The sequence below is a fragment of the Thermodesulfobacteriota bacterium genome, from assembly GCA_039028315.1.
Taxonomy (GTDB): Bacteria; Desulfobacterota_D; UBA1144; order Nemesobacterales; family UBA2774; genus CR02bin9.
The window spans coordinates 1-11,743 of record JBCCIH010000056.1 but is presented as its reverse complement, the minus strand read 5'-3'; the positions used below and the strand labels follow the sequence as shown (position 1 = coordinate 11,743).

Annotated in this window: 12 protein-coding genes; 3 read left to right on the top strand and 9 right to left on the bottom strand. The window is 40.4% G+C overall.

Annotated elements, in window-relative coordinates; translation table 11 throughout:
• The 4 genes from AAF462_05030 to AAF462_05015 all read right to left on the bottom strand — a co-directional run.
• The coding region (locus tag AAF462_05030) for a hypothetical protein (protein ID MEM7008481.1) at positions 1-1,395 on the bottom strand (1,395 nt) is incomplete at its 3' end.
• 130 nt (positions 1,396-1,525) lie between these two features.
• Positions 1,526-2,854: a M23 family metallopeptidase gene (locus tag AAF462_05025; GenBank protein MEM7008480.1), complete on the bottom strand. Its 1,329-nt coding sequence runs from the start codon at positions 2,852-2,854 to the stop codon at positions 1,526-1,528.
• A 46-nt stretch (positions 2,855-2,900) separates the two neighbouring features.
• Positions 2,901-3,266, bottom strand: a complete 366-nt coding sequence (locus tag AAF462_05020) for a peptide chain release factor-like protein (GenBank protein MEM7008479.1) — start codon at positions 3,264-3,266, stop codon at positions 2,901-2,903.
• Between the two features lie 11 nt (positions 3,267-3,277).
• A complete protein-coding gene (locus tag AAF462_05015; GenBank protein MEM7008478.1) occupies positions 3,278-3,739 on the bottom strand; it encodes a CBS domain-containing protein in 462 nt (153 codons plus the stop codon).
• A gap of 157 nt (positions 3,740-3,896) precedes the next feature.
• On the opposite strand from AAF462_05015, the gene AAF462_05010 reads away from it, so the two are divergent.
• Positions 3,897-4,133, top strand: coding sequence for a BolA/IbaG family iron-sulfur metabolism protein (locus tag AAF462_05010; GenBank protein ID MEM7008477.1), 237 nt, complete (start codon positions 3,897-3,899; stop codon positions 4,131-4,133).
• 11 nt (positions 4,134-4,144) lie between these two features.
• Entirely contained in the window at positions 4,145-4,456 is a 312-nt protein-coding gene (grxD, locus tag AAF462_05005; protein ID MEM7008476.1) for a Grx4 family monothiol glutaredoxin, read from the top strand.
• Between the two features lie 15 nt (positions 4,457-4,471).
• Here grxD and AAF462_05000 read toward each other — a convergent pair whose 3' ends face one another.
• The 5 genes from AAF462_05000 to AAF462_04980 form a co-directional block, all read right to left on the bottom strand.
• Complete coding sequence (locus tag AAF462_05000; GenBank protein MEM7008475.1) at positions 4,472-5,146, bottom strand: sigma-70 family RNA polymerase sigma factor; 675 nt, start codon at positions 5,144-5,146, stop codon at positions 4,472-4,474.
• A gap of 77 nt (positions 5,147-5,223) precedes the next feature.
• The gene (locus AAF462_04995) at positions 5,224-5,850 is read right to left on the bottom strand and encodes a TetR/AcrR family transcriptional regulator (protein ID MEM7008474.1); all 627 of its coding nucleotides are present in this window, start codon (positions 5,848-5,850) and stop codon (positions 5,224-5,226) included.
• Positions 5,851-6,024: 174 nt separating this feature from the next.
• Positions 6,025-7,233 carry a sigma-70 family RNA polymerase sigma factor gene (locus tag AAF462_04990; GenBank protein ID MEM7008473.1) on the bottom strand — a complete coding sequence of 403 codons (1,209 nt, stop codon included), beginning with the start codon at positions 7,231-7,233 and terminating at the stop codon, positions 6,025-6,027.
• A 40-nt stretch (positions 7,234-7,273) separates the two neighbouring features.
• Positions 7,274-7,924 (bottom strand): TetR family transcriptional regulator, encoded by a 651-nt coding sequence (locus AAF462_04985; GenBank protein MEM7008472.1) that lies wholly within the window; start codon positions 7,922-7,924, stop codon positions 7,274-7,276.
• Between the two features lie 125 nt (positions 7,925-8,049).
• Positions 8,050-9,354 carry a nucleoside transporter C-terminal domain-containing protein gene (locus tag AAF462_04980; GenBank protein MEM7008471.1) on the bottom strand — a complete coding sequence of 435 codons (1,305 nt, stop codon included), beginning with the start codon at positions 9,352-9,354 and terminating at the stop codon, positions 8,050-8,052.
• Positions 9,355-9,570: 216 nt separating this feature from the next.
• Here AAF462_04980 and AAF462_04975 point away from each other — a divergent pair, with 216 nt between their 5' ends.
• Complete coding sequence (locus tag AAF462_04975) at positions 9,571-11,484, top strand: hypothetical protein (protein ID MEM7008470.1); 1,914 nt, start codon at positions 9,571-9,573, stop codon at positions 11,482-11,484.
• Positions 11,485-11,743: the final 259 nt, after the last annotated feature.

Here is an 11,743-nt window from a genome sequence, read left to right as displayed (position 1 = left end):
GTTTGAGTAAAGCTTATTGTCTGTTTCAGTACCATCTTCAAGATAATAGCCATGGCCGATAGACATAAATCCTACGTTACGGGACAATTCAATATTTTGACTGCCGTGTATGGTAACCCACCTGGTCATTGAGTCATGTATTGAATTATCTCTGGCAAATGTTCCGTCAGGAACTCTTCTGGCTAGGTGGTAATGAACCGGGTAGCGACCTTTACGCCCTCCTTGCCCTAGCTGATAAAATTCAACCCCTTGGATATGCACCTTTTGAAATCCCTGCCTAAACATAGTCTGTCCGCCAAAGAAATTGCCTGGTGTTGCAGAATCAAACATATCTCCGGCATTATTGCCCGCAGATACGACGCGTATACTTCTGGAAAGAAGTGCTACAGCGGCTCGTGTTTCTGCCTCGGTAATATCTTGATCTAAACGAGTAGGTGTGCTTATCGGATAAGTCTTTCCATTATGCGGGTTTTGTAGTCCACCCGGAATTTCTTGATTAGTGTGTGGATTAACAACTATGAAGTTGAATTCTCTATTACTTGTTTTACCAGTGATTTTAAGCTTTTCTGAATTACCGGGAAGAAAGTCAGTAGTAGTTACTACTATGTAATCATCTATGTCCCAGTCAACGTCTCTATCAAGTGTTAGGCTTGTTGCTCCTTTATTTAATATTCCATTAGTATTTAACCTGGCCCAGCTTGCACCTGAATTAGAAGATGGGAGGCTGCTATAAGATGCTCCCTTGCTGCCGTACATCTCAAGGGTTGCGTTGTAGGATACTGCAAGAACCTTAGAACCAAACATTCCGGTCTCACCAGTTACTGGATCTGGAGTGCCGTACTGATAAAAACATTCATTATTAACACCTCCCGGCAAATTGTTCTTCACACAGGAAGTAGGGTTCATTGAAAATGTGTTTGAATTCCATATATCACTCTCAATGCCGCAAGGAACTCCAGGGGTCTGCTCAGGAGACTTGCATTCAATCCCCGCCAAATCATCTTTCGCCCCGTATAGGTATATAGTTAGTGTGCCGCCATTAGCTCCGAAAGCACCTGAGTCACTCATCTCACCTGCTCTCAATGTGCCGCCTGCTTCAACTAATATTGATTTGGCCCAAAAATCAGTCTTTGATCCTTCGTCCACAAAGTTGAGCACGCCGTTGTTGATGATATTGACGTTACCATACATATATTCGCCAGCTCCAACATTACAGGGAGCGGAAATTAAAAGATCCTGACTGCCATTTCCCGGATCAAGTGTGCCTGTGGCACAAGTATCATCATTTTGAGCTACTGCTGTAGTGGGCAAGACTAAGAAACCGCCCATCAAAATAGCAATGGATAATATTAGTGTTGCTATAGGTTTTCCCTTAATTAAAGTGAGCTTCGCCATTTGGAATTTCCCCCTTTGTATGAGCCATCCACTCATATAAATATCTACGTTATTGGAATATGATCCAGATTTAACCCATGTTCCCTATTATAATATTTTATCTAAGATTTTGGAAGGTGTTCTCAAATACCTATTGGAATTCAACTATGTTGAGATTAAGCGGTAAATCTTCCGTGTGAATTCCTGAAGTAGCAGCGGGAAGAATATCTATACTATTTCCAACGATAGTGTCAGTATCTTCATCAACAAATGGCGTATTGTCTTCAAGTCCTTTATCAAAGAAGGATTCATCAGTAGTAAGACCAGTAAGCTTATACTCTTCAAATACGTGAGGTAGACCGTTTGATCCAAGTGATGAAGCTGTCTGCATTATATGAAGATGAAGGTGCGGAGCACTTGTATTGCCTGTGTTCCCGAGTTTAGCAATCACTTGCCCCTTTGTAACAGTATCGCCTTCTTTAACCAATATGCTCCCAGATTTTAGATGTGCATAGAATACATATTGCCCATTTGGTAGAGCCAATATCACATGGTTTCCATCAATTTGCTCAAGCGTGATTGCGCCAGACTCTGTGGGAAGCACGAACGGTATCTGGTCCTCAAACTGATCAACTACTGTTACTACTCTGGCATCTGAGACAGCGAGAATATCCGCATTGTATCCAACCCAGTTATTTAGGTCTTGCGGGTTGCCTACATAAAGGCGGTTCTCCTCATCGATCTGCATCCAGTCAATTGCATAGCGCTGAGAAATAAATATTTGACCGTTTAAAGTCAGTGCTGATCTCATATGTGTATATGAGTCACAGCATCCGTTAACAGCTACCCATCCTTTGCCTTTGAACGGGGCTCCAAGAACTACAACATCTTGTTTTAGTACATCAAATCTCGCGCCAAGCTCTGATAGGGTTTTTTGGTCTTTAGGTAACTGTAGAAATGAGCTAACAAAAGGGGGTAGGCCATCTGTACCTGTAATCGTAAGCCTGTGAACTAAAGAGTCTGGAATATTCTCAGCATCGACACTAAATGTTATGAATACGAGGCCGCTCTGTGTGGGATCTAGCATATTAACGGGCTGTCTTGTGCCAACTTGCTGCATATCATTTGTAACTTGCTCTCCAGAAACAGTGTCGAGCACAGTATCAACTGCAGCGCCGTCTAGCACTTCAATTGAGACGACTTGCCAATCAAAAGTACTAGCGTTTGTGAGAAATAGTTCATAAGATAAGTGGTATTTTCCATCTGATCCTAATACCGGGACAGGTGGAGCAAGTACTGACATAACAATTGGTGTAAATGCATTCTCATCCGTAGTTTGAGTGTGATTGGCTGAGTCACTTTTTATAGTGGCTGCTGCATCAGCCATATTAGTGGGAGTTTCTTTGCTGCATGCATAGCTCAGAGTTACCGCAAGTAGCATTACAAAAAGCCCGTAGTAGCTAAGTTTGTTGATATTCATGATTACCCTCCATATCTTCTGCTCTTACTGAAGTACTTTATTAGTTCTAATCTATAGATTCAAGTTTACTTTTGGTTCGTCTTTTTCTTCTTTTCTTTTGCTTTTGGATCTTTGCAATCTTAAGCTGCTCTTTTGTGGGTTTGCCGGTTAATTGCTCCTCTAGCTTAGATGTGAGAAGACGGCGGGCTAAAAAACGGTTTACTCCTTGGGATCGATCATCTTGTACTTTAACGCTAATACCAGTTGGTATGTGTTTTAATTGGACGCAGGTTGCTACTTTATTAACATTTTGTCCGCCGGGCCCGGCAGAGCGAATGAACTTTTCGTCAAGATCATTATCAGTAATCCCAAGCTCATCCATTTTTTTAAGTAGCGCGGATTCTTTCTCCTCGTTTACTCCGAACTTGCCCATATGAGCTCTGACTATTTAAAACCTTCAAATTTCTGAACAACCATTTTCAACAGATCATGCCTTGAGATCATAGCCACAGGAACATCATCTTTAACAACTGGCAGCCTATGAACACTATGGTCTAGCATTTTACGTATTGCATCGGCTACTGTTTCTTCCTCAGTGATTGTAACAGCAGGGCTGCTCATAATTTCTTTTACCACCACGCTGCGGGCTTCTTCATAAGCTTTCTCGACCCCTTCTTTTGACATCCACTCGCCAAATAGCTGAGGCGCATAATTTCTTGAAAACGGTATGGCGTGTTCTTTTGCAGAAAAATCTGATTCAGTAAGCATCCCAACTATTTTGCCATCATGATCAACCACCGGAAGACCTCCAACACTATTATGTAACATTTTCTGAGCGGCCTCTTCGAGCGTTCTATCCTCTGTGATCACGTGAACAGGCTCTGTCATTATCTCACTAACTTTCATTATAATTCCTCCGGTCAGACTATTTTAATAGTTGCTTATTACCAAATCTGTTTTAAAGAATCAGACAATAGGGAATTATAGATTCTCCAGGGTATTTTGCAATGTTTAGTTGCATAGTGTTATTGAAAGGACAACAAAACCATTTATAATATCCCCCATGGATCCAAACGATATAAAACAAATGATAGAAAACGGTATGGCTAATGTGATTGTAAATGTAGATGGGGACGGAACTCATTTTGAGGCTCTGATTGTATCTACTGAGTTTGAAGGAAAGTCTCTTATAGAAAGACATAAGCTTGTGTACTCTGTTTTAGGAGATGCTATGAAAGAGAGAATTCATGCGCTTTCACTTAAAACATTCACACCTGAGCAGTGGGAAAAACAGAAATAGGGAGATAATACATGTCAGATGTACAGCAAAAAATTGGTGATCAGATTAAAAACAACAAAGTAATTTTATTTATGAAAGGTAACCGTGAGATGCCGCAGTGCGGATTTTCTGCAAGAGTTGTACAGATCCTTGATTCCTATGATGTTATGTATGAGACGGTAGATGTGCTGGCTGACCCTGAGATCAGGCAGGGAATTAAGGATTATTCAAACTGGCCTACAATCCCGCAGCTCTATGTAAACGGCGAATTCATAGGCGGATGCGACATTTGTGTCGAGCTTTTCCAGTCAGGAGAGCTTGAGACAATCCTTAATCCTGCCTAACAGTAAATCTTAACTCTAATTTTTACCCCACTCAGAGTAATAGCTTGAGAGCTTGTCCCTTAGGAAAAGTCTGGCTCTTAAAACTCTTGACTTAACTGCCGCAAGACTAAGCCCTAGGGTCTTTGCAATCTCTTTACTTGTCATTCCCTCAACGTCTTTCATATGGAACACAATTTTGTATTCCTCTGGAAGCTCATTTATAGCTTTTTCAATCAACTCAGAGCCCTCCATACTAAGGAGTTTATAATCAGGTATATCGCTCCAGTCATTATCTGCCACTCCTTCGAGAACCCCATGGTCATTATATGGTTTGTAGTCATCAATACTAACCTGGCTCTGCTTATCCTTTTTGCCGCCTCTTAAAAACATATAGCTCGCGTTTGCTGCAACTCTATAGAGCCAAGTGGAGAAGCGGGCCTCTCTTCTGAAGGTGCCAAGTTTCTCTACAAGAATAATGAATACTTCCTGCAGCACTTCTTCAGCGTCATCGGGGTTTTGGGTAATTCTGTATGCAAGCCTGTATACCTTGTCAGAATACCTGTTAACAAGCTCCGTGAACGCATCTTCATTGTGTGAATCTACAAAAAGCTCTACAAGCGCTTCATCCTTTGCACTATCTATATCGACCAAAGGATAGTTCATGCTTAAATTTGGTACCGCTGAAACGTTGTCTACTCTTAAATCTTTCATTCTGTTAGCCTCCTGCCTTGATTTTATTAGTTGACCAGTTGGTTTGTTATTTGGCCAAAAAATATATTATCTACTTCTTAGTTATTGTCTTCTGGCTCTATTTTCCTCTTACTAATACACAATTTTGATATCCCTTCGCCCAATCTTGTAATCATTGTAGGGTCATTGAAGGTTTTACCCATTAATGAAACGCCCTCCATATATGCCAGAATTGCTTGAGAGGTTGATCTAGGATCTGTATCAATAGAAATATCGCCCTCATTTATGGCATCTATGATGGTATTTTCAAAATACTGAGCCCATTCTTCAAAGATCTGCTCAATTTTTTGCCTGATTATCTCGTCCTGAGTGCTTAGCTCAAGAGCTAGGTTGCCAATTCCGCAGCCACTCATACAGCCAGTGCAGTCCTTTGTAATTGACTGATATTCATAGGATTTATTGATTAAAACATTGAATTTTTCATATGCCGGCAGATCTAATTTAAATATCGGATCCAGCATCTCTTTTTTGAAACTATCCCACATAACATCAAGAGCCTCGAGAGTTAAATCCCTTTTTGATGGGAAAAAGTGGTAAAAACTTCCCTTTTTCACTCCTGAATGATTGCATAACTCCTGAACGCCTACTGCGTTATAGCTTCTGTTGCCAATAAGCTCTATTGCGCTTGTAACTAATTTTTCTTTTGCTGTGCTTGTTCTTCCCATTTGTTTAACCTTTAGTTGACTAGTTGGTAAAATAATATCACTAAAAAAATATATGTCAAGTCTTTTTTATAAAAAATTTTATTTTCTGAATATTAAGTGCAAACACAGTAGAGAAAAAAGAAGCGGTCCATTTAAGGTACCCTCCACCCACCTCAAATGGATCGCCTTCTTCCTTTAATTTTTTTCAATCAAACTTTTAAGTGCCGGAGCAGATGAAGATTCTCTTATTTTTTTTAACGCCAGCTTTTCAATCTGCCTGATTCTCTCTCTGGTAAGTCCAAAACTCTTACCTATCTCATCTAATGTAGCAGGCTGATTATAGCCGATACCAAAACGCATCTTAACCACCTCACGCTCTCTTTCATCTAGAAGCTCAAGAGCGTGCTCAATGCTCGATGGAATAGACACTTCTGCGATCAGAGTGTCTACAGGAAGAGTATCTGCATCTTCCATGTAATCCATATAAGTAGCCTTCTCGCCGTTCCAAACAGGAGAGTCAAGACAAACCATGTTTCTTCCGTTGTGTGATTCAAGAACCTGCCTAACGTTCTCCAAGCTCATACCCACTTTTCCTACAAGCTCCCTTGGGTGCGGCTCACGCCCGTGCTCCTCTACGTATTTTGCCCTCTCACTCCAGACCTTACCAGCCTTCTCCAATACGTAGGCAGGGATCTTAACTGTCCTTGTCTGGCTGAACACTCCTCTGTTCATAGCCTGATTAATCCACCAGCAGGCGTAGGTCGAAAATCTATAGCCCTTAGTGTGGTCATACCTCTCAACAGCTTTTATTAGTCCAAGGTTGCCCTCTTGTATCAGGTCTAAAAACGGGATGCCGCGGCCAACGTATTTCTTTGCCATACTTGCGACGAGCCTGAGATTTGCTCTTACAAAGAAGTTTCTCAGCTGATTTGCCTTTTTCACATACGCATCAAGGACAGCTGCGTGCTTTTGAATGCTCTCAAATTGCTCTGAGCTGAATTGTGATCTAAAGGACGGCTCCTCCACCATGCACTTTAGCTCTGATACATACTGCTCCATAGTGTGAGTTGATTTTAGTCCAGTTGTTTTTTGAATTGATTTTATTAGTGCTCTTGCCTGAAAATCACACTCTTTTATCTTAGCCGAAATCTCTATCTCATCTTTTGCCTTTAATAGGGTCTCACACCCAACTTCCTTAAAGTAAGCATTAACAAGTCTGAGCTCGTTGTTGTTGTCGTATTTATTTTCTTTGGTATTAGTTTTTACAGGTTTTTCGCCATACTCTATTTCGTTATTAAGAATATCCTCATTAATCGAAGTGCTTCCATACTCCTGCCCATCCATTAATTCAAAATTCTCTGCTCCATAGTCATCTACTGCCGTCTCAAAAGCTGTAGCTTTCATTATTCTGCTTCCTCCATCGATTATGATTTTTTTTAATCTCTTAAACCTGCTCATCTTCTTTTGGGTGAACATAGCTCTGTGCTTTTAAACCAGCTGAGCAAAAAGCTATTAATTTATTCACTAGCTCTTGTTGATCTCCAAGCTCACAAACTCCGCTCGATAGAGCCGTAAGCCCTCTATGATTTGTCCATGTGTGGATCATAGACCCTGTTAAAAAATGGATCCTCCACATAAGTTCTTCTTCCGATATATGCGGCAGCGAAACCGCAAGCACATCTCTAAAGCGTGAAAAGACTCCCTCAAAATTTGTAACAAATATTGTATAGGTCTCCTCATCGGGATGAGAGACCACTTGTCCTGTTATTTTTAAAAAGTGAGGCTCTTCAAAACACATCCGTATACCAGGCGCTAATAGCGCATAAAGAGCGTATTCAACCGGAACTGTGTCTTCGCCAAAGCGGTTTTCATATTTTTCTAACAGCTCCAGTCTTTGGCGGTTAAGCGGCTCTATTCTTCTGTCCATAAGCGCTTTTAAAAGCCCGTCCTTTGTCTGAAAATGATAGTTCACTGCTGCCAGGTGGACATTGGCATGGGAAGTAATATCTCTGACCGAAGTCTCTTTTAATCCTTTACTTGCAAATAAAAACTCGGCCGAATCCAAAATTCTTTCTTTCGTACTCTGCTCTCTCAATATGAGCCTCCTAACTTACAATACGAACGCCTGCATAAAAACAGTTCATTCATATGCCACTAATGGGCAAAATTCGCTAAAAATCAGCGTCTAAAAAATAGTACGTTCGTATGAAGCCAGGTGGATTAAAACAGAATGGATTTTTCTGTGAAGAAGACTCCTGCAATACAGGCAGTCATTAAGCAAGCAAGGGTTGCAGCAACTAGAGCTCTAAGTCCCATAGCGGCTATATCCTTTTTTCTAGACGGCGCTAGCGCAGCCACACCGCCTACAAAAATTGCCATGGAAGCTATGTGGGCAAACCCACAAATTGCATAGGCTGCAACCACTTGAGAACGCGGATCATTAAGAAGACCATTCTCAATTGCATATGCAAGATCGTTGTAAGACACTACTTCTGTAACGATTGTTCTCTCACCGATAATTTTAGAAATCGTATACGCGTCTGAATACGGAACTCCAATTATTAAAGTAAATGGGTAAAAAAGGTATCCCATAAATCCTTTTAAAGACCAGTCAATATTTATTCCAATAAAGCTATTAATATGGGTACCCACCCCACCTACTATCAGATCTAATAGCGCCACAAGACCAAGGATTGCAATAAGAAGGGCAACAATACCAATAATTAACTTAACCCCGCTTTCAGCGCCATTTATTATAGATTCAAACAAACTGCCCTCTTTCTCGTAATATGGATTTACATTTGTGCCCAAAGTTGTTGGCGAATTATCCTCCGGAACCAGCAGCTTAGACATCACAACAGCTGCAGGGGCTGAGAGAATTGAGGCAGAGATAAGATGGCCTGCAATTGTAGGGAACTGGCTCTGAAGGCTGAACACGTAAAGTGCTAGTATGTTAGAGGAAACCGTTGCCATACCAGCCGTAAGAACTGTGCATAGCTCAGAGCGGGTCATATCATTTAAGTAGGGCTTAATAGTAAGGGCTGACTCAATGCCGACAAATATGTTGCTGGCCGCGCTTAAAGACTCTGCTCCTGAGATATTCATTAGTTTGGTAAACGCGTATGAAAAACCTTTTATGACCCTCTGCATTATATTGTAGTAGTACAGTATAGATACTAGGGCGGAGAAGAAGATGATTGTCGGAAGCGCCTGAAATGCAAGGAAAAAGCCCATAGACTCCTCTCCATATTGATTTGTGGAGCCTGGGGCTAGAGCGAGTCTGCCGAATAAGAATTCTGAGCCTGCAGATGCTGAATTTAATACTAAGACCACAATCTCATTTAAAAACAAGAAGATCTTAGCACCGGGGGGTACTAAAAAAATAAATCCCGCAAATATAAACTGTATTATTAAAGCCCAGATTATTACTTTATAGTTAACATTTCGCTTGTTTGTAGAAAATAGCCAAGCAAAACCTAAGAGGATGAAAATACCGACGAAGCTAATTAGGTTATAAATAGTCATATGTTTATGATCTCAAGGTGCTTTATATAGATTGAAAGCAAAATATACAATTTTTACTAATTTTACAAAAAAACTGATCCTACAGAACCAGCAAGAAGCATGATCTACAAATGGCAATATACAGACCGTTTAATTTAATTCATAAATACTTACATTGATCAATATGTTCTGTTATAATCCAAACTATACAATCTATGTAGTATAGGGGAGAAAAGGATGAAAAAATTAATAGTATGTTCACTTAGTGTTATTTTCCTTTCTTTGGTAGCAGTAATTGCAACACCAACGTTTTCACAAGCACAAAACAGCATAACTGTAGTTAAAGCAACTACTCCAGCCGGACAAGGGCCCTTCGACTTCACTTCAACAACTGCTCCAACAGAATTTGAACTTGATGGTGGAGAACAGCAGCTATTTGATAATTTAGCTGATGGTGTCTACACAATAACCGAGATGGTGCCAATGGGAACCGATTTGGTAATTACTTCTAATGAAGATGAATGTGACGGTAGTGATGTAGTTTCCAATAATCTAACAGGTGTATCGACCATCACTTTGGATGACGCGATTGAAGCATGTGACATGATCGTTACCTATACAAACAACGGTAACGCAACAATTAGAATAAACAAAATCACAGACCCTGTAGATAATGCGCAGCAGTTCGGGTTCACATCTGACATTCCTGGGGAGTCGAGTTTCACAATTACAAGTGCAACTGGGCTGGTGGTTCAAAATGTACTTGGCGGTGTTTATACAGTAGTAGAAAATGTAACACCCGGATATACATTAACTAATATTACTTGCAATAGCTCTGATACAACCGTAAACCTAGGAAATAGGTCTGTAACTATTGAGATTGACGAGGATGATGATGACATCACCTGCAATTTCACAAATACGGCTAATGGCACAATTGTTATTGAGAAAATCACGGATCCCGCAGGTGCAACGAATTTTACATTTGATGAAGATATAACGGCGCCAGACGGCACTTTTATGCTAAATGATGGACAAAACATGACATTTACTGATGTTGCTCCAGGAACATACACAGTTAGCGAGAGAGATCCTAGTGTCAATCCAGGAGGGTTTTTCCTTTCAGATTTAGTATGTAATGATATGGGATCAACAACAAACCTAGGTACAAGAACTGTAACAATTGACCTGGACGCGGATGAGTCTGTTTCCTGTAGTTTTACAAACACAGCGATCCTAAGTGGATTAAGCTTTACCACAACTGATGATCCAGATCCTGTTGTGGCAGGTCAGCAGCTAAGGTACGAATCAACAATAATCAATAACACTAACTTTACTGCCACAGACGTGTTATTTACTGACAATCTCCCTGATGGCGTAATAGGCGATGAGATTCTTTCCAATATACCTGGTGTAGATTGCGTCTTTGATACTCCATTTAATCCTAACAACGCCACTTGTGAAATACCGGATATGGCGCCTGGGCAGGAAGTGTCTATAACAGTTGTTGTAACGCCTGACCCTGATGTATTCAATGACGCTCCGACCATAATTGTTAATAATGCAACCTTAAATGCTAACCCTGGAAATGTTGAACTTATGACAACAACTCTAACTTTGGTTAATCCTGTGGTCTCCATTTCAATAGACCCTGAGAGAGAAGAAATCAGAGCTCAAAGGAATCGAACATTCACAGCTGTTTATGATATTACCGTTAATCCAATAAACGGGATGGTTACTTTGGACAACGGAACAGATGAAATTCAGGTCAGAGCAGACGCTTTGGATGTTATGTTCGAAGCAACATTCCCGCCGGAATTTAACGTAGACAGCGTAATTAGCTCGCAAGGTATGTGTACTATTGGTACTGATCCTGTAATTATATGCAGCCTTGGCGACATTAATGAAGGTCAAACTGCCACTATAACGATTATCTATATTGCCCCAAATCAAAGAGGAGATTTTGTGTTCGGATCCGTAGTAACTTCATTACTGCAGACATTTGATAATTTTATATTCGTCTCTGTTAGAGGAGACGGCAGCGATTGCTCAATAGCTGCTGCTGGGGCAACAGGAGCTTCAAATCTTCTATACCTCTTGATACCAATGTTTATATTTACAAGGAGATATTGGAAGAAAATAGTTAGTTAAACAATAATTTTGTGATAGAGAGATGAAAGATATCTAGCAGAAGTTTCTGCTACAAAAAAAGGGGGCCTGAGCCCCCTTTTTTTATGTAATTCGTCAGGCTTAGAGCTATCAAAACTATATATAGTTTTTAGAGACCCTTTCACAAATCTCAAACTTGTATAAACTAATAGTATTAAATAATATGGAGGACGGAGTGATTTATAATTTTATATACAGTTGCGTAATCCTATCATTCCTCATATTAGCTGGTTGTTTTTCG

Bases quoted from the DNA above. Each gene is read 5' to 3' on its own strand.
- AAF462_05000 (MEM7008475.1), bottom strand. From the start codon at position 5,146: ATGAAAGATTTAAGAGTAGACAACGTTTCAGCGGTACCAAATTTAAGC.
- grxD (MEM7008476.1), top strand. From the start codon at position 4,145: ATGTCAGATGTACAGCAAAAAATTGGTGATCAGATTAAAAACAACAAA.
- AAF462_04990 (MEM7008473.1), bottom strand. From the start codon at position 7,233: ATGAAAGCTACAGCTTTTGAGACGGCAGTAGATGACTATGGAGCAGAG.
- AAF462_04975 (MEM7008470.1), top strand. From the start codon at position 9,571: ATGAAAAAATTAATAGTATGTTCACTTAGTGTTATTTTCCTTTCTTTG.
- AAF462_04980 (MEM7008471.1), bottom strand. From the start codon at position 9,354: ATGACTATTTATAACCTAATTAGCTTCGTCGGTATTTTCATCCTCTTA.
- AAF462_04995 (MEM7008474.1), bottom strand. From the start codon at position 5,850: ATGGGAAGAACAAGCACAGCAAAAGAAAAATTAGTTACAAGCGCAATA.
- AAF462_05025 (MEM7008480.1), bottom strand. From the start codon at position 2,854: ATGAATATCAACAAACTTAGCTACTACGGGCTTTTTGTAATGCTACTT.
- AAF462_05015 (MEM7008478.1), bottom strand. From the start codon at position 3,739: ATGAAAGTTAGTGAGATAATGACAGAGCCTGTTCACGTGATCACAGAG.
- AAF462_05010 (MEM7008477.1), top strand. From the start codon at position 3,897: ATGGATCCAAACGATATAAAACAAATGATAGAAAACGGTATGGCTAAT.
- AAF462_05020 (MEM7008479.1), bottom strand. From the start codon at position 3,266: ATGGGCAAGTTCGGAGTAAACGAGGAGAAAGAATCCGCGCTACTTAAA.